Raw genomic sequence first — 20937 nt, forward strand, 5'->3', positions numbered from 1 at the left:
TCATTGGACTGTTATTACAGTAGCAATACTGTATATGCAATATGAGTAATGATCAATTTTTAATTAATAAAAAAATAATTTATAGTATAATATAAAAAGATACATTGAAGATTAACCGTATTTATTTATTAACCATAAATATTTATTATTTATTTAATTTACAATAATAATTACTATACATATTTTTATATCAAAAAATGAAAAAATGATTACTTTTAACTAACATTTTATTAGTTTTTATATAAAACACGCAGACCGTTTTATTTCTTAATTTTTCTATAAAATATTCGTTTGTCTAATTTTATGCACATTTTTAAATATTATAAATTACGCATTAATTATGAATAAGTTTATTTTTGAAGTTATAAAATACTCCCCTTTTTCCTAAAATTTCTTCTATACGAATTAGTTGATTGTATTTAGCTACCCGTTCAGAACAACGCACGGGTCCAGTTTTTATTTGACCTGAAGAGGTACCTACTGCTAGGTCAGCAATACTTGTATCTTCAGTTTCTCCAGAACGATGTGAAATAATTGTACCGTATCCTGCATTTTTAGCCATTTTAATAGTTTCTAGTGTCTCAGTTAATGACCCTATCTGATTACATTTAATTAAAATAGAATTTGCAATGTTGCGATCAATACCTATTTGTAACAAATTTACGTTAGTTACAAACAAATCATCTCCTATTAGTTGAATTTTATCACCAAGAACTTTAGTTTGATAAGCAAATCCATCCCAATCGTGCTCGCTTTGTCCGTCTTCAATAGAAACTATCGAGTATTTTTGCGCTAATGATGATAAATAATAAGTAAATTCTTCAGAGGTAAAAAATTTTTTTTCACTTTTTATGTGATACTTATTATTGGATACATCAAACAATTCAGATGCGGCACAATCTATTGCTAAGACAATGTCTTCTTCCAAAATATAACCGGACTGTTCTATGGATTCTTTTATTAATTCTAATGCGGTAGAGTGAGAATTAATGTTAGGAGCATATCCACCTTCGTCTCCTAGTTGTGGGGATATTCCTTTTTTATTTAATATTATTCTTAAATTATGTGATATTTCAGACCCCATCTGAATTGCTTTTTTGATGGTTTTTGCTCCCACCGGAATGATCATAAACTCCTGAATATCTAAATTGTTATCAGCATGTTTACCACCATTAATAATATTCATCATAGGGATCGGTATAATAAATGTATTTGAGGATGTATTGTATAAATCGGAAATATGCTGATATAATGGAATATTTTTAAATGCCGACGCTGCTTTTGCAACTGCTAAAGAAACACTTAAGATAGCATTAGCTCCAAATTTTGATTTATTATTGGTTCCATCCAAATCAATCATAATGCCATCAATAACACGTTGTTGCGTTACATCAATACCTATTAATGCCTTATGAATGGGTCCATTTACAGCACTAACCGCTTTTGTTACTCCTTTTCCAAAAAAACGACTTTTATTATTGTCTCTCAACTCTAAAGCTTCCTGAGAACCAATAGATGCTCCAGATGGAACAGATGCTAATCTAGAACCACCTTTAATATATACTTCAGATTCCACCGTTGGATTACCACGTGAATCAATAATTTCACGTCCAATAATATTCAAAATTTTAGGCATTTTTATTTCCTTTATAAATTAATTTTATTTTTATATACACCAAAAAAATGGTATCATAAATGTAGATGTATGTGTATTAAATTAATTTATTATAACGATGTTGATATTCTATCGCAGCTTTTATGAAACCTATGAACAAAGGATGACTTCTACGGGGTGTAGAATTAAATTCAGGATGGAACTGACTACCTATGAACCATGGATGATTTGAATATTCGATGACTTCTACTAAATTGTTCTTTTCGGAAAAACCAACACAACTTAATCCAGCATGTGTTATGTTTTTTAACAACATATTGTTTACTTCATAACGGTGTCGATGGCGTTCTAGTATAGTACTTTGACCATACATTTGATGCGTTAAACTCCCTTTCATTAAATAACACACTTGATTACCTAAACGCATAGTGCCACCTAAATTAGTGTTTTTATTGTGTGTTATAAACATACCATTCTCATCTTTACACTCAGTAATTAAAGCTATTACTGGATATTTACAATCAGTTACAAATTCTGTAGAATTTGCCTCAGGCATTCCAGCAACGTGACGAGCAAACTCGATCAATGCTACTTGCATCCCCAAACAAATTCCAAAATACGGTATATTGTTTTCTCGAGCATATTGTGCAGATAAAATTTTTCCTTCCACTCCGCGATAACCAAATCCTCCAGGCACCAAAATGGCATCTAAATCTTTCAGAGTTTTTTCGATGCCTAATTTTTCCACATCCTGGGAGTTAATAAGACGAATATTAACAACAAAACGATTTTTTATTCCAGCATGTTTTAATGCTTCTGTCACTGATTTGTAAGCATCTACTAATTCAATATATTTACCCACCATACCAATAGTCACTTCTCCTATCGGATGTTCTTGATAATAAATTACTTCCTCCCAATCTGATAAATTTGCCTCGGGACAATTTAAATCAAAGTGTTTACAAATGTAATCATCTAATCCTTGATCTTTAAGTAAAGCGGGTATTTTATAAATTGAATCTACATCTTTCAGAGAAATGATTGCCTGTTGAGGTACATTACAAAACAAAGAAATTTTTTTTCGTTCACTATTACATATAATTCGATCAGATCTACAAATTAAAATATCAGGTTGAATTCCAATGGAAAGCAATTCTTTTACTGAATGTTGTGTTGGTTTAGTTTTTAGTTCTCCAGATACTGTAATAAAAGGCACTAATGTCAGATGTATATATAAAATTTGTTCTCTATTTACTTCCATTACCATTTGTCTGATAGCTTCTAAAAAGGGTAATGATTCGATATCACCTACTGTTCCGCCTATTTCTACTAATAATACATCATAACCAGAACCACCTGCTATAAGCCATTTCTTTATAGTGTCAGTGACGTGAGGAATAATTTGTATCGTGGCTCCTAAATAATCGCCACGACGCTCTTTCTGTAAAACAGAAGCATAAACTTTACCGGCAGTAAAGTTATTATGATGCCTCATTTTAGTATGGATGAAACGTTCATAATGTCCTAAGTCTAAATCAGTTTCCGATCCATCCTCAGTAATAAACACTTCTCCATGTTGCACGGGACTAATTGTACCAGAATCCATATTAATATATGGATCTAATTTAATTATAGTTACGTTGAGCCCTCGAGCCTCTAAAACTGCAGCCAAAGACGCTGTGGTAATGCCCTTACCTAAAGATGATACCACTCCACCAGTTACAAAAATATAATTAACTCTCACATATTAACCCAAATTATACATTTATTTTTTCATTGTTTAAAAGTTCTCTCTATGACCATGGCGGATTATCAGTTATATAAGTAATAATTACATGTTTATCCTTATTTTATAATACAATTCTGATTATTTCTGGATGTTATTCAAACTTAAATAATTAATAAAATGAATTATCACAAATAAAATGCCTAGTTAAGGTATAACTTAGTTATTAAAAATAATCAATATAGCCTTCACATTTATTACAAAAATTTTATTTTAATTTTATCTTTTAAATACACACCATACCCACTATATAATGAGTAATCACAGTTAATAATTTTAATACTTGAATTTTATACTATATAAAACACGATGTATATATAATGCAAATTAATATACTAATATTTAATGAACATAATCACAGTAAACATAATATATTTGATGATTTATTATGTTATACATCAAAATATTTATACGCTGAAAGAAGAACCGCAGCTACAAGTATTCTTAGCATTTGGATTGATTACAACAAATCGGGATCCTTCCAATCCTTCATAATAATCTATAGTACCTCCAAATAAATATTGTAGACTCATAGGATCTATTACCAAAGAAGCACCATTATTTTCTATAATATAATCATCATTAGAAACTTTATCATCTAAAACAAAACCATATTGAAACCCGCTACAACCTCCTCCTATGATATATATACGTAATTTTAAACGTGAATTACTATTAATTATTTCATTTTCAATGAAAAACTTTACTTTTTTAGCTGCAAAATCAGTCAATTGTATAGGAATGTTTGCGTCATTATTCATAATTATCAACCTTTTATATCATATATAATGTTATATTATGTTTTGCAATAATTAATTGATCCATTTATAATGTGATCATATTCAATTATATTAAAATTAATTCCCTAAACAAAGATTTAGTAACATATACATATGCATATGCAATAATATTATCTATAAGTTATAAACATATATGTGTAAATAAATTTTATTTAATTAGAAAATATCAAATATTATATTGTTAATTAATGACATAAAAATAGAATGAACAAGATTAAAGTATCGTTGGATATTGTTTGTAGAAATCATATTTCTATTTTACCAAGAATTAACAATTATTTATAATAACAATTATCTATCTATTCATTTGTATCGTTAATGCTTTATTTTCCTACAGCATCTATCGGTGGTGGATTATATGATATTATTTTGGATTCTTTAAGTGATTGCAATAATAATTGCCAATCATTTACCCATGCTGGCAAAACTTGATAACCAGCGTTTTTGCTATCGTGTAATACAAAATTACCACAATCATCTACAGGTATATTCTTAATACCACTAGGCGGTTCTAAATGTAAAGGAGTAGGGTGTTTATGATCTAAATATAAATTGTATAAAGTTAATGCACCATTAGTGCCTGTTAACTTAGTTCTTCCGTTATTATCACGTCCTAGCCAAATCACAGTTACTTCTGTATCATCAATTCCAACAAACCAACTATCACGAAGATCATTGGTAGTGCCAGTTTTTGCAGCTAACTGAGAACAAGGAAATTTTAAAGATAAAATATAAGAAGTTCCTCTTGTTACCACTTGTTGCATTGCATATAACATTAAATAAGCTGCTTGAGGGAAAATAACACGCTCTGTTTTGTAAAAATGTTGATATAATACTGTATTTTCTTCATTCATAATATAACGAACAGATGATAAGGCAGAATACTGACCACCACTAGCAATAGTTTGAAACTTTTGAGCGACTTCTATAGGTGTCAAACTAATGGATCCTAAAAGGATTGATGGAAAAGAAGAAATAAAATTAGGAGAAATGCCCAACTTTTGTAAAATATCGGAAATAGCATCTAATCCCATTGTCATTCCTAAATTAACAGTAGGTATATTAAGGGATTTAATAAAAGCATCAATAAGTGTAACTTTTCCCCGAAATTTTCGATCATAATTTTTGGGAGACCAAATTACTCCATTTGGTTGTTGTAAATTAATAGGCTCATCAGCAATCCATGTGTTGAGGTGGTATTTATTAGGATTACTCAAAGCTGCTAAATAAATTGCTGGTTTTGCTAATGAACCTATAGAACGACGGGCATACATAGCGCGATTAAATCCATAAAAATGAGGATTAGAGCCTCCTACCATAGCTCGTACTTTCCCACTAAATCGATCTACTACAACTATGGCTCCTTCTAAATCTTCTATATTATAATAATGTCTTAGTTTATTAATGCCTAATTCCATTGCTTGTTCTGCCGCTTTTTGAGAGTTAGGATCTAACGTAGTGAATATTTTTATTCCAGAAAAATCATTAATTTGATTGATATTTTGTATTTCTTCATTCACCATTTGTGTAAAAGCGGGTTGTAGAATCACAGCCTCATCTTTCGGCTGTATTCCCAAAGGTCGTGTGCTAAGAATAGCACACATTTTTTTATCAATAAAATTTCTATGTTCTAACAATTTGAGTATTAAATTTCTACGTTCCAGTGTTATTTGTGGATTTTTCCAGGGATTATACAAAGACGCACCTTTTATCATCCCCACCAACATTGCTTGTTGATCTACACTTAATTCATTTACCGGTCTACCAAAATAATAAAAACTAGCTAAAGGAAACCCACGAATCTGATCATTTCCGTTTTGTCCAAAATATATTTCATTCAAGTATAATTCAAGAATACGGTCTTTACTATATCGATGATCCAAAATTAAAGCCATATAGGCTTCATTAAATTTACGCCAAAATGATCGTGTATTACTTAAAAATAAATTTTTTACTAATTGTTGTGTTAAAGTACTACCACCTTGTACAGTGCGACCAGAAAAAATATTTGCTAAAAAAGCTCGCCCAATAGAGGATATTTGAATACCATCATGCTGATAAAAATAACGATCTTCAACAGCTAACAACATCTCTATTAAGAGATCCGGAAACCCTGATCTTGGAATGAATAATCTTTGTTGCTTATTAGGAGCATATAAAATAGATATGATCTTTGGATCCAATCGAAATAAACCAAAATTATTTTTTGTATCTTGATTATAAATACGGAGTAATTTTTCTTGATCAAAAAAAAAGGACACATGCATTGCTCCTTCTTCTCCACTTGGGAAATGAAAAGATCTACGAAATAATTCAATGTCATTATTGTGTACAGTAAACTCTCCTGAATGGGCAATTTTGGAGACTTGACGATATTGTAACGATTTTAATAAATGAATTATATCATGTTTATTATACGACATATTAGGTTCAACATTAATTGTACGACTATACATAACAGTAGGTAGTCTCCAAACTTTTCCATTAATGCGGTTTCGAACCTTCTTATCTAAAAGTATTCCATACGCTACAATTAAAATTATAATAAATAAAAAACTGCACATTACAGCGTATAAAAAATATAAAGTGCGTTGTACAATGTCAGAATGATACTTATATGATAATGGATTCATAAAAATTATATTATTAATACGCGTTACTCTATTCAGTTAGAGATTAACAATCGGTTATAATTTATTCTCCTGTGTATTATATGTGATTGCAGTGCACATGGTAACTCACATAAATCCACAATAATTAATATCTATTTTAAATAAGTAATCTATATTTTTAGATGAAATATTATACCTGATGTTCAGTAATTCATTAAAAAAATAAGTACATAGATACATTGCGTATCCTTATAAACAAATTATATTAATTGGTAATTAATTATTAAATGAACAAAACGAAACAACACCATCAGACACGATTAATATGGGCATTTTTTTAAATTGATATCCGATTTTAAATAATCGGAATCATCACGATCATAACCTACGAATGCACAATAATATTCATACTCGTGTTGCTATAAACATAAATATGTTTATTTATACAATACTATTAATTTTTATTAAATCCATTCCAAATATAGTATTGAACTGTATCACTTATTTAAGTTAGATATCAATTTAAATAATTTCTATAATTTTTAACATAAATATAATCTATAGATATTCTTACACCTAGAAACATTGCAAGTAAAAATATCAAAGAATTTTTATTTTAATATACATCTGTTCTTTGTAGAGAAAATTTGTAATGAATATTCTATATATACCGAAATATCTATAATATTTGATGTGCAATCAAACGTACATAGTTTATTTATCGCAATAAACATTGAGAATTTTGAGTATTTTTAATATTTCATTTATTTAAATAAATATATTTTTTAAATGTATAAACATTATTAATATTATCTAACAGTATAGGCTTATTATGTGTATTTTCAAAAAATCTCAATATCCATTATATTAAAAAAATGAATAAAAATATAACTAAAACAAATTAATCATGCATAAAATTTCTAAAAATTGACGTTTTAATGATCAGTTTTAATATTTAAAATTTGAATTTTCATAATTATTACTTCATAAGTAAATGATACATTTATTGTGCTATATTGCATCAAATTAATACAGATGCTATAATCATATACTTTTTCTTATTGAAGTGAAAAATACCGTGGTGTTACAATATATATACATATTATTTTCATTAATATCAGAAATAATTTTAATTCATATATATCTACATCTATCTATAGATATAGATATATAGATGTAGAATATGTTTGACATCTTGCAATCAGATACAACCTAATCTACAACTAGATTTTACTATATAAATTCTTAAATGTACTTGCGCTGATATTGGTATTTTAATTATAAATAAAAAAATCCATCATATATACAACTATAAATTTTCATGCAGTATATTATTAAATATGATGTATTCTATTTCATTGAATAATAGATGTAATCCAATACAATTACTATTGTATCCATTATTACTGTAATACTACTTGAAAATTAGTTCATAACATACACATAACAAATCTTAATACTATCTCATTTATCGTTAGGAAATGTTATTTTTATTAGTTATATTTGAATATATAATTAAAATGTTGATACTGTATATTAAATTATACTACGATAAAAACACAATGAAACAAAAATTAGCTATATTTTTACATATATTATTGTAAACATCTGAAATATAATTCATTGTTCATGATGAAATATATGAATTGTCGACAAAAACAAAATTATTAATTTCAATTGTATAATTGAATACACAAAAGTGAATGATTGATTATAAAGATAAATCTCTTATGCATTTTATTACAATTATTTAAATAAATGATATTTTATAAAGATATTGGTAAAAAGTTATAAATAATATTTTTGGAATATTATATTTGAATTCTTCATTTCATTATTAATTTCTCTTAGAGAGAAGAGCGTAAAATGTCATAGAATCAATCATATATTCATAAATTGCTGAATGTTGTTTTTCTGTAATAAATATTTTTATTTTTACAAATAATGACACCAATATAGTTTTAAAATTATTTAATTTATTATAAATGCAAATTTGAATAAATATTTCATTACGACATTTACGAAATCAACATAAACATGAATTTAAATTTAAATACACTAAGGAAATGCTACAATGTTAGAACGTGTATCTGATGATGTAGATCCAGTAGAAACACAAGATTGGTTACAGTCTATTTCTTCAGTTATTCAAAAGGAAGGTGTCGATCGAGCTCAATTTTTGATAAATCAAATCATACATGAAGCCCGTAATAATGGTGTTATTATTTTTAATAATGAAATAAAAAATGATTATATCAATACTATTCCAGTCAAAGATGAACCAAAATATCCCGGAAATTTAGAAATAGAAGAGCATATATGTGCTGTTATACGTTGGAATGCCGTTATGATGGTATTAAATGCATCAAAAAAAAACTTGGATTTAGGAGGTCATATTGCCTCATTCCAATCTTCTGCTACGTTATATGAAGTATGTTTTAATCATTTTTTTCGTGCACGTAACGAGCATGATGGTGGTGACTTAATATATTTTCAAGGTCATATTTCGCCTGGTATATATGCTCGTGCTTTTCTTGAAGGACGATTATGTGAAGATCAAATAAATAATTTTCGTCAAGAAGTAAAAAATTTAGGACTTCCTTCCTATCCTCATCCAAAATTAATGCCAGAGTTTTGGCAATTTCCTACAGTTTCCATGGGTCTTACTTCAATTAGTGCAATTTATCAAGCAAAATTTTTGAAATATTTGAACAACAGAAATTTAAAGGATACCACGTTGCAAACAGTATACGCTTTTTTGGGGGATGGAGAAATGGACGAACCTGAATCTAAAGGAGCACTTAACATTGCTGCTAGAGAAAAATTGGATAATTTAATTTTTATTATTAATTGTAATTTACAACGATTAGATGGTCCAGTAACAGGAAATGGAAAAATCATTAATGATTTAGAAAATATATTTAAAGGATCAGGTTGGGAAGTGATTAAAGTTATTTGGGGAAGTAAATGGGATGCACTGCTACATAAAGATACTAGTGGCAAGTTAATTCAACTTATGAATGAAACTGTTGATGGAGATTATCAAACGCTTAAATCTAAAGATGGTGCTTATGTACGTGAACACTTCTTTGGTAAATATCCAGAAACCAGCGCGTTGGTAGATAATATGAGTGACTCTGAAATTTGGGCGTTAGATCGTGGTGGGCATGATCCTAAAAAAATATTTGCTGCTTTAGAAAAAGCTAAAAATGGATCTGGAAAACCTGTTGTAATATTAGCACATACCGTTAAAGGTTATGGTATGGGTTCCAGCGCAGAAGGAATGAACGTTGCGCATCAAATAAAAAAAATTAACATCAACGGAATACGTTATTTTAGAGATAGATTTAATTTGAATCTTATCAAAGATGACCAAATTGCATCTTTACCTTATTTAACGCTTAAGGAAGATTCCCAAGAATACGTATACTTACATAATCGACGTAAAACATTATTTGGATATGTTCCAAATAGATTGCAGCATTCTACTGATTCTCTAGAACTACCAACATTAGAATATTTTTCTCCTTTATTGATACAACAAAATAAAGATATTTCTACTACTCTTGCATTTATACGTGTTCTTAATATATTACTAAAATACACACCAATTAAAGACAGACTAGTACCTATCATTGCAGATGAAGGCCGAACCTTTGGGATGGAAGGACTATTTCGTCAAATTGGTATTTATAACTCCATGGGACAACAATATACTCCTCAAGATCATGATTTACTTGCATATTATCGTGAAGATAAACAAGGTCAAATTTTACAAGAAGGAATTAGCGAATTAGGCGCTGCAGCATCGTGGTTAGCAGCTGCTACCTCATACAGTACTAACAATCTCCCTATGATACCATTTTATATATATTATTCAATGTTTGGTTTTCAAAGAATCGGAGACTTTTTTTGGTCTGCTGCTGATCAACAAGCTCGAGGATTCTTGATCGGAGGGACATCTGGTCGAACTACTTTAAATGGGGAAGGATTACAACATGCCGATGGTCATAGTCACATTCAGTCGTTAACAATTCCTAATTGTATTTCTTATGATCCAGCATATGCATATGAAATCGCTGTTATCATACAAGATGGTCTTATACGTATGTATGGAAGTAATCCAGAAAATATATATTATTATATCACTACATTAAATGAAAAATATCATATGCCAGCTATGCCAATAGGCGTTGAAGAAGGTATTCGAAAAGGAATTTATAAGTTAGAATCTTTATCTGGAAAAAATGGAAAAATTCAATTAATGGGATCTGGCGCTATTTTACGTTTTGTTCGTGAAGCAGCTCAAATTTTGTCTCAAGAATATAATGTAAGTTCTGATGTATATAGTGTTACTTCTTTTACTGAATTAGCACGGAATGGACAAGACTGCGAACGATGGAATATGTTACATCCTATGGATATACCCAAAATACCATACATTACTACTGTATTAAATGATTTTCCCACTGTAGCTGCTACTGATTATATGAAATTATTTGCAGAACAAATCAGATGTTTTATTCCAGGACATCATTTTTTTGTATTAGGTACAGATGGATTTGGTCGTTCCGATAGTCGAAAAAATTTACGACATCATTTTGAAGTAAATACAGGTTATGTGGTTACTGCTGCATTAGCCCAATTGGTAAAAAAAGGCCATATTAGTGCCGATATTGTTTTAAACGCTATCAGAATATTTAACATCGACCCTAACAAAATTAATCCGCGCCTAATATAAGAGGTAACACGATGACAATGAAAATTCATATACCAAATATTGGTGAGGATGAATTAGAAGTTACAGAAGTAATGGTAAAAATCGGAGATAATATTAATACTAATCAGCCACTTATTGTGATTGAAGGTGATAAATCATCTATGGAAATACCATCTTCTTCTGCTGGTATTGTTACTAAAATTTATGTCCATGTTGGAGATAAAGTACACACAGGATCTTTGATTTTACTACTTGATTCTCAAAACCATACTGATGACATACCTACTATTAACGATCAAAAAAATATTGTTCCTTCCTGTACTATATCAAGTGATGATAAAATAAATAGAACGACATCTAACGATGTTCATCATAATGCTGCGATATATGCTCATGCTACGCCATTAGTGCGTCATATGGCTCGTACATTTGGAATAGATTTATCAAAAATAAAAGGTAGTGGTCGTAAGGGACGTATATTAAAAGAAGATATTCAAAATTACATAAACGATATTTCAATGTACTACACAAATCGTATGTCATCTATTCAATATAATCAATTATTACCCATATTATCTTGGCCAAAGATAGATTTTAGTAAATTTGGTGATACTACAGCCGTTCTATTAAGCAAAATACAACAAACTTCCGGATTAAATTTACAAAGAAATTGGATTATGCTTCCTCATGTAACACAATTTGATGAAGTTGATATTACCGATTTAGAGAGTTTTAGAAAACAACAAAATATTGATATTGAAAAGAAACAAATAAATTGTAAAATTACGCTTTTAGTTTTTGTTATGAAAGCAGTTGCAAAAGCATTAGAAGAGTTACCACGATTCAATAGTTCTTTATCTCAAGACGGGCAAACACTAATTTTAAAAAAATATATTAATATCGGCATAGCAGTTGATACCCCTAAAGGTTTATTAGTGCCCGTTCTCCAGGATGTAAATACGAAAGGTATTATTTTATTATCACAAGAATTGTCAGAACTCTCAAAGAAAGCTCGTGCTGGAAATCAATTAACTCCCACTGATATGCAAGGAGGAAGTTTTACTATATCTAATTTGGGGGGTATAGGAGGTACAGCTTTTACTCCGATTATTAATGTTCCAGAAGTAGCTATTTTGGGAATGTCTAAATCCTTTATAAAACCAGTGTGGACTGGAAAAGATTTTACTCCACGTTTAATGTTGCCTTTATCATTATCATATGATCATCGTGTTATTGATGGAGCTGATGGTGCTCGATTTATGACACTTGTTAATAGAATAATTTCTGATACACGATTATTGTCTATGTGAATTGACTAATCACACAAGGATAAATTTGAAATTGAAAATTTCATTTTTTAAATTGATCTTCTGTTTTGTATAGTGAAAGATAATCTCATTTAAATTGATTATAATATGATATCATCGTATTACATATTAAATTCTGTACTATAGAAATACATATTTAACCAAATTAAATATTATACTCAAAAGTTTTTGATCAAAATCTGAGGGCAATATATTATGAATATAAAAACTCAAATTCTTATTTTAGGAGCAGGACCAGGAGGTTATTCTGCAGCTTTTCGTTGCGCTGATTTAGGAATGGATACTACAATAGTAGAACGTTATCCTAATTTAGGTGGGGTGTGCCTGAATGTTGGTTGTATCCCTTCTAAAACATTGTTATATATTGCTAAACTCATTGAAATAAAAAAGAAATTAAATAAATATGGTATTTTTGAAGGAGAAACACATATTGATCTTGATAAGACACGCTCTTGGAAGAATAAAATCATTGATCAATTGTCTAATAGCTTGAGTTCTATGGCAAAAAATCGGAACGTTAAAGTAATTGACGGGATTGGAAAATTTCTTGATAGTCATACTATTCAAGTTGAAAATAATAAAATGACTGTAAAAATAGCATTTGATTACGCTATTATAGCAGCGGGATCACGTGCTATGACATTACCATGCATTCCCAATGATCAACGTATTTGGAATTCAACTGATGCTTTATCTTTACAATCAATACCTGAACGTCTTCTAATTATAGGCTCAGGAGCTATAGGATTAGAAATGGCAACAATATATCATGCTTTTGGATCAGAAGTTGATATAGTAGAAATGTGTAATCAAGTTATGCCAATTTTAGATGAAGATATTACTAATATTTTTACTAAAATAATTAGTAAAAATATTAATTTAGTTTTAAACACTAAAATTAACATAGTAGAAGCGAAGAAAGATGGTATTTATGTTACTATGGAAAATCAACAAACTTTATTCAAAAATACTCAACGTTATGATGCATTATTAGTAGCAATTGGGCGCTCTCCAAATGGTAACATGTTGAATATCGAACGTGTGGGAGTAAATGTAGATAAAGATGGTTTTATTTCTGTAGATCGTCAGATGCGTACTAATATACAACACATTTTTGCTATTGGAGATATTGTCGGGTACCCAATGCTAGCCCATAAAAGTGTTCATGAAGGTCATGTAGCTGCAGAAGTTATTTCTGGTAAACCACGTTGTTTTGATCCAATAACAATCCCATCCATTGTATATACTGATCCAGAAATAGCATGGGTTGGGTATACTGAAAAAGATGCTAAAGAAAAAAATATAGATTATGAAGTTGCGGTTTTCCCTTGGATGGCTTCAAGTCGAGCAATTACTGAAGATTGTAAAGAAGGCGTAACCAAATTAATCTTCAATAAAAAAACGAACAGAATTATTGGAGGCTCAATTTTAGGAACACATGCTAGTGAAATATTAGGAGAAATCACTTTAGCTATTGAAATGGGATGTGATGTAGAAGATATTACTTTAACTATTCATGCTCACCCAACCTTATATGAATCAATATCATTAGCGGCATCTATTTATAATGGATCAGTTACTGATTTTCCTAATATAAAAAGACTAATATAATAAATTCCATATGATTTTTGAAAATTTTAAATAAATCAATTAGATTAAAGATGATACTTGGTTGTTGTTACATAATCCATCGCAACTGATAAGGTGTCAGAATGAGGTTCATGTCTATAAAAATAGATAATTAATATAATGTATCAGTTTTTAGATTATCAATTCATGACATTAGAATACATATTTTAATGCATGATTTATTTTACTAATTACTTATATCAATATATTTTTGTAATTATTACATAACTCATGTAAACAGTTATTCACATGCATCAATAACACAACGAATCCTAGATATGTTAAGAATTGAGAAAATGCATGATCTGTAATCTATAATAACCAAACATCAAATATTTTTTCGTAATGTGTTAAGTATTTAGTAAAAATTTTTACCAAATTACTTTGATCAATAACAATAAAATATACTAAAGATATATAAATTTTCTGAAAATTAAAATGATTCTTAAATTTTTATTAACAGCAACAGCATATTTTAATGTAATCTGTAAATTACAGTAATAAAAAACAATTAATAAAAATTTATTACTTAGTTGATCTTTTAACAGATATATCAAAATCTTTACCCATATTCAATAAATAACAAATATATATTGATACTATCAATTTCATTCGACCCTAATTGAATATATAGACTATTCGATTTATTTTTTGAAACAAAACAACATCAAACAAGCTTATGTTGTATATGTATAGTTAATGTGTATTTTAAAATTTTATTATTCCTTCCACAAATCTAAACCATGTGTAGGTACAGTTTTAACGATATCTGTTATAATTCTTCCGTTGGGAAAAACTAAACTATTATCTAATTGCATCAATGGATACAATATAAATTCTCGGTGAAGCATTCCATGATGCGGTATTGTTAATTCAGAACCATATGTAATATATTTTCCAAACAATAAAATATCTAAATCTAAAGTGCGTGGTTGCCATACAGGAGAATTATGTGATCGTATACGTCCTTGTTGTTGTTCTATATATTGAATGTGACTTAACAATGCTGTTGGAGATAGATTAGTATCCAATATTATTATTGCATTTAGAAAATCAGGCTGATTTTTATTTCCTAATGGTAAACTACGATAATAGGAGGAAAAAGTTATCAGCCTAGTCATTGGAAGATTAGAAAGAGACCATATGGCGCGATCTGCCTGTTGTTTTGGATTTAATAGATTACTACCAATTCCCACCCAAACCCGTTCCATTCTATTATGTATCTCCAATCAATTTTATTTTATAAATTGTCGTTCTTTTATTTTTATGAAACATTTAAATAATATAGAAATTATAAAATTACATAAGTTTTGAATAAATAGTTTTTATGATGCATAAATATATTAAAAAATAAAATTTAAATTGACAACTATAATTAATATTACTACATCATATACAGTATTCACAACTAATCTTTACGTACTCCATATAACACATATATGCATTTAATTTCACTAAAAATCTATCCAGTCATTTGTTTTTCTTTAATTTCTTCTAAAGTTTTACAATCAATACATAAATCAGCTGTTGGGCGAGCCTCTAATCTTCGGATACCGATTTCTACATCACATGAAGCACAAAATCCAAATTCATTTGTATCTATTTTTTTTAAGGTTTTTTCAATTTTTTCAATAAGTTTATGCTCTCTATCTCGATTACGTAATTTAATATTAAATTCTTCTTCTTGTACCGCTCTATCTACTGGATCTGGAAAATTAATTGATATCTGATCTTGTGCGCATAATTCAGAATATCCTAAATCTTTTTTCAGTTGATTTTTCCATGTTTTAAGGATACGTTTAAAATGTAAAAGTTGATGAGAACTCATATATTCTTCATTAGGTTTTTGTTGATATGGCGTAACTCCAGCAATTATTAATACATTCAAAGAAGAATGTCTACGATTGCTTGGTGATTTTTTTGACATATATTTGCTCCTGTTTATATAATATTAAAAGCAATTCATATCAATATTTTATTCACAATAATTATTTCTCATATAATTTTATAAATGTTATTAAATAAATGATGAATTATAATTATATTTTGAAAATGATCATTATATTATATACGATCTTATAATCAACTCTGATTAGTTTGTATAATTATTTATATATAGCAATTATATACATGTATACAAATACGTAAAAATTTATGCATAACTTTTACATTGTCATAAATGTTTTGATTAAAAAATCAGTTACTAGTGATAAAAATATTTTTATTTATATGATAAATTATCACATTAGTTTTAATTGATATTTTAAAATGTTAAAAACAACAACCATATTATTTAGACACTATACATAGTTTGTAAAACATTTTTAATATTAATTTTCTAATTTTTATAAAAACATTTCACAAAACATTTTTATTATTTAATGATACACATAAAATTATGTCTTATATTGTTGCACTTACTGGTGGTATTTGTTCTGGAAAAAGTGTTGTTGCTCAAAAATTCTCTAATTTATCAAGAAAAGTATCCGTAGTAGATGCTGATGTGATTTCTAAAAAAGTCACTCAACCTGGAAGCATTGCTTTACATATGATAACTAAATATTTTGGGCCTCACATTCTGCTGTCTAATGGTTCATTGAATAGATCCATGTTAAAAAAAATAATTTTCTTTAATCCTAAAGACAAAGAATGGATTGAAAAATTGTTACACCCAATTATCAGACAAGAAATACAAAAAACAATAAATATATTATCTAATCGATCATCTTATATTTTATGGGTTGTTCCATTGTTAATAGAAAATAATTTACAAAAATATGCCGATCACATACTAACGATAGACGTAGATGTTGATGTTCAATTAAATCGGATTATTAATAGGGATAAAATAAATAAACAATATGCTAAAAACATTTTAGCATCTCAAATATCTCGCCAAAATAGATTATGTTATGCTGATAATGTTATTAAAAATAACAAAAATATTGATGGAATGACACGATATATCAATGATTTGCATCAATATTATCTTCAAGCAGCAAAAATAATTACTAAAAAACACTATTTTAGTAAATAAAATAAAAAATTGTACTTTATTTATATCACAACCAACAATATACAAAAAATTTTGTCATTTTATAACTTTCAAAACAGTGCTCATATTTATAACCGTTAAAATCATGCATATACTACAACTACAGTACATATTATATATATTTATGTTTTTGAAAACATCTAGTAACTTATAGTTAGCCAGTTAAACTAGATAGTTTAAAAAAATGCTGTAAACTTTATTATATAATATACGGTATAAATGACTAAAAATAATATTAAATTAAAATATTTGATGTATATTAATGACGTTTATTTGTGATTTTACCATGACATTCTTTAAATTTCTTATTGGATCCACAGGGACAAGAATCATTGCGGCCTACTATTTTATTCTGAATTAATACGTGTTGATTTAAAAAATGATCTACTGATTCTAATTGATTATTTACTATTTTCGTATTCATAAATTGAAAATTATTATATTTATTAGTTGAATTTACAACAGATTCTTTTTTGTTGAGTAATTCTATTACTAACTTACTCAATTCGCTTATCACTTCATATTTTAAATGATCTAACATTTTAGTAAACATAGAGAATGATTCTCTTTTGTATTCCTGCTTCGGATCTTTTTGAGCGTACCCTCTTAAATGAATTCCTTGACGTAAATAATCCATTGACGCCAAATGTTCTTTCCATAGCACATCAAATGTTCTTAGCATAATGCCTTTTTCAAAAGAACACATAATATCTATTCCAATTATTTTCTTAGTATGCTCATACTGTTGAGTCATATTTTCTAGTATACGTCTACGCAATATTTCTTTTTCTTCATATAATTTAGGCTCTACTTCTATCCATTTTATAAGAGGTAACTTTAAACAAAAATCGTTTTTCAAACATTCTTCTAATTTTATTAGATCCTGTTTATTTTCTATAATTTCTAGAGGAAAATAAATACTAAACAATTTATCAACAACATCGCAACGAATATTTCTAATAACATCACTGATATCTGATATATTTAATAATTTATCACGTTGTTCATAAATAACACGACGCTGATCATTAGCTACATCATCGTATTCCAGTAATTGTTTTCTAATATCAAAATTACGACTTTCTACTTTTTTTTGAGCATGAGCGATAGCTTTAGTAATCCATGGATGTTCAATTGATTCTCCTGATTTCATTCCTAGTTTTTTCATCATTTTTATTAATTTATTAGAAGCAAAAATACGTATTAATGAATCCTCCATTGATAAATAAAATCTAGACGAACCTATATCTCCTTGTCGTCCAGATCGTCCACGCAATTGATTGTCAATACGACGAGATTCATGTCGTTCTGTCCCAATGACATGTAATCCTCCAGATTTTAATACTGCGTGATGACGTTTTTCCCAATCAGATTTAATTTGTAAAATTTTACATGCATCTGATTTGCGCAACGCATCAATCTCTGCTCTCCAATTACCCCCTAATATAATGTCAGTTCCGCGTCCAGCCATATTTGTAGCAATAGTTACCGCACCAGGATATCCTGCTTGCGCTATAATATCTGCTTCTGCAGCGTGAAACTTAGCATTTAAAACTTTATGAATAACTCCAATTTGATTTAAAGCATGCGAAATAATTTCAGATTTATCAATTGATATGGTTCCCACTAGTACTGGTTGGTTCCGATTAACACAATCTTTAATATCATTAACGATAGCTTCAATTTTTTCATGTTCCGTCATATAAATTACATCTGGAAAATCATTACGAATCATAGGACGATTAGTCGGTATAACTATAGTGTCTAATTTATAAATAGATTGAAATTCAAATGCTTCAGTATTAGCAGTGCCTGTCATGCCAGATAATTTTTCATATAAACGGAAATAATTTTGAAATGTGATTGAAGCCAATGTTTGATTTTCATTTTGAATCGTTACATGTTCCTTAGCTTCTATTGCTTGATGCAGTCCATCTGACCATCGACGACCAGGCATAACTCGTCCTGTATGTTCGTCAATGATAAGTATTTCATCATTTTTAACAAGATAATCCACCTCACACGCAAATAAAATGTGAGCACGAAATGCTGCGTTAACATGATGCATTAATATGATATTATCCGATGAATACAACGATTCACCTTGATTCATGATTCCAGATTGAATTAATAATTGTTCTATTAATACTAATCCATTCTCAGTCAGAATAACTTGTTTAGATTTTTCATCAACTGTGAAATATTCTTCTTGTTTTAAATTATCTATGTCTTTTTTATTTTTTTGAATGATACTAAAAACTAATTCGTTGATTTTTAAATATAATAAAGAAGTATCATCTGATGGCCCAGAAATAACTAATGGGGTACGAGCTTCATCAATCAAAATAGAATCTACTTCATCTATTAATGCATAATGTAACCCCCGTTGTACTCGTTCTTCTGGGGAAAACACCATATTATCACGTAAATAATCAAAACCATATTCATTGTTTGTTCCGTAGGTAATATCTGCTGCATACGCAGCACGTTTCATTGATCCTGATAACCCCGGCAAATTAATTCCAACAGTTAACCCTAAAAATTCAAATAATGCTTTATTATTTACTGCGTCTCTATGTGCTAAATAATTATTAACTGTAACGATATGTACCCCTTGACCGCTCAATGCATTTAAATAAGCAGGTAAAGTAGCAGTTAAAGTTTTTCCTTCTCCAGTTTTCATTTCCGCAATACACCGACCGTTAAGAACTATTCCTCCTAATAATTGAACATCAAAAAGACGTATATTAAATATTCTTTTAACAGCTTCGCGCACTACAGCAAATGCTTGCGGTAATAGATTTTCAAGATTTACGCCCGATTCAATAGATATACGAAATTCATTAGTTTTATAAGCAAGTTGACTATCACTTAATTTTGCTATATCTTTCTCTAGATGATTTATCACATCTACCAATTTTTTCATACGAAGTAACACGCGATCATTTCTATTTCTAAAAATTTTAGTAAATAATTTTAATGGTGTTATCATGACGATTTATATCTCATTACAATGAGAAGCACATTATTGAAAACATGCAACAATTTTACATATTTCCGTTCATAATACAGCGACTATAATAAAATTTATAATAAAAATTCTAAAATAATACTAATTTACAATTTATCAAAATAGACATTAATAGATTGGAATAAAATACATGATTAAATATAGTCATTATTTATGTAATAATCCATATGTATATCTTTCTGTAAGCATATTACAAATACGATACAATTATTAATTATTAACTAAAATATCTACTATAAGACTAAAATATATTATATAAATTTAAAAATTTTAAAAGTAATTACTAACTAATTATAAAATTATTATGCTTCATATAAAAGTATAAAGATACGCTTGACATATTCAGAGAATATCTTAATAC

The 20937-nt window shown here is 28.5% G+C and carries 11 protein-coding genes and 1 pseudogene; 4 read left to right on the top strand and 8 right to left on the bottom strand.

From position 1 onward, the window contains the following. Positions 1-334 precede the first annotated feature (334 nt). The 4 genes from eno to mrcB all read right to left on the bottom strand — a co-directional run bounded on the left by eno (position 335) and on the right by mrcB (position 6765). A complete protein-coding gene (gene eno / locus M9409_RS01995) occupies positions 335-1636 on the bottom strand; it encodes a phosphopyruvate hydratase (RefSeq protein ID WP_250226708.1) in 1302 nt (433 codons plus the stop codon). A 76-nt stretch (positions 1637-1712) separates the two neighbouring features. Further along, positions 1713-3359 (bottom strand): CTP synthase, encoded by a 1647-nt coding sequence (locus tag M9409_RS02000; protein ID WP_250226709.1) that lies wholly within the window; start codon positions 3357-3359, stop codon positions 1713-1715. Positions 3360-3808: 449 nt separating this feature from the next. Further along, on the bottom strand, positions 3809-4162 hold the full coding sequence (erpA, locus tag M9409_RS02005; protein ID WP_250226710.1) for an iron-sulfur cluster insertion protein ErpA: 354 nt from the start codon (positions 4160-4162) through the stop codon (positions 3809-3811). A 362-nt stretch (positions 4163-4524) separates the two neighbouring features. Then, a complete protein-coding gene (mrcB, locus tag M9409_RS02010; RefSeq protein WP_250227201.1) occupies positions 4525-6765 on the bottom strand; it encodes a bifunctional glycosyl transferase/transpeptidase in 2241 nt (746 codons plus the stop codon). Between the two features lie 2122 nt (positions 6766-8887). Here mrcB and aceE point away from each other — a divergent pair. The 3 genes from aceE (at position 8888) to lpdA (ending at position 14472) form a co-directional block, all read left to right on the top strand. Beyond that, positions 8888-11554, top strand: a complete 2667-nt coding sequence (aceE, locus tag M9409_RS02015) for a pyruvate dehydrogenase (acetyl-transferring), homodimeric type (RefSeq protein WP_250226711.1) — start codon at positions 8888-8890, stop codon at positions 11552-11554. A gap of 11 nt (positions 11555-11565) precedes the next feature. Beyond that, on the top strand, positions 11566-12843 hold the full coding sequence (aceF, locus tag M9409_RS02020) for a dihydrolipoyllysine-residue acetyltransferase (RefSeq protein ID WP_420022199.1): 1278 nt from the start codon (positions 11566-11568) through the stop codon (positions 12841-12843). A 213-nt stretch (positions 12844-13056) separates the two neighbouring features. Next, positions 13057-14472, top strand: a complete 1416-nt coding sequence (gene lpdA, locus M9409_RS02025; protein WP_250226713.1) for a dihydrolipoyl dehydrogenase — start codon at positions 13057-13059, stop codon at positions 14470-14472. Between the two features lie 737 nt (positions 14473-15209). On the opposite strand, the gene folK is transcribed toward lpdA, so the two are convergent. Next, positions 15210-15701: a 2-amino-4-hydroxy-6-hydroxymethyldihydropteridine diphosphokinase gene (gene folK, locus M9409_RS02030; protein ID WP_250226714.1), complete on the bottom strand. Its 492-nt coding sequence runs from the start codon at positions 15699-15701 to the stop codon at positions 15210-15212. A gap of 251 nt (positions 15702-15952) precedes the next feature. After that, a complete protein-coding gene (dksA, locus tag M9409_RS02035) occupies positions 15953-16417 on the bottom strand; it encodes an RNA polymerase-binding protein DksA (RefSeq protein ID WP_250226715.1) in 465 nt (154 codons plus the stop codon). A 471-nt stretch (positions 16418-16888) separates the two neighbouring features. On the opposite strand from dksA, the gene coaE reads away from it, so the two are divergent. Then, positions 16889-17527, top strand: a complete 639-nt coding sequence (gene coaE, locus M9409_RS02040) for a dephospho-CoA kinase (protein WP_250226716.1) — start codon at positions 16889-16891, stop codon at positions 17525-17527. A gap of 277 nt (positions 17528-17804) precedes the next feature. On the opposite strand, the gene M9409_RS03335 is transcribed toward coaE, so the two are convergent. Continuing rightward, positions 17805-17969: an SEC-C metal-binding domain-containing protein gene (locus tag M9409_RS03335; RefSeq protein WP_420022263.1), complete on the bottom strand. Its 165-nt coding sequence runs from the start codon at positions 17967-17969 to the stop codon at positions 17805-17807. Positions 17970-18038: 69 nt separating this feature from the next. Further along, positions 18039-20537, bottom strand: a pseudogene (gene secA / locus M9409_RS02045) (preprotein translocase subunit SecA); the annotation flags it as partial. Positions 20538-20937 lie beyond the last annotated feature (400 nt).

Source organism: Blochmannia endosymbiont of Camponotus sp. C-046, assembly GCF_023585865.1.
Taxonomy (GTDB): Bacteria; Pseudomonadota; Gammaproteobacteria; order Enterobacterales; family Enterobacteriaceae; genus Blochmanniella.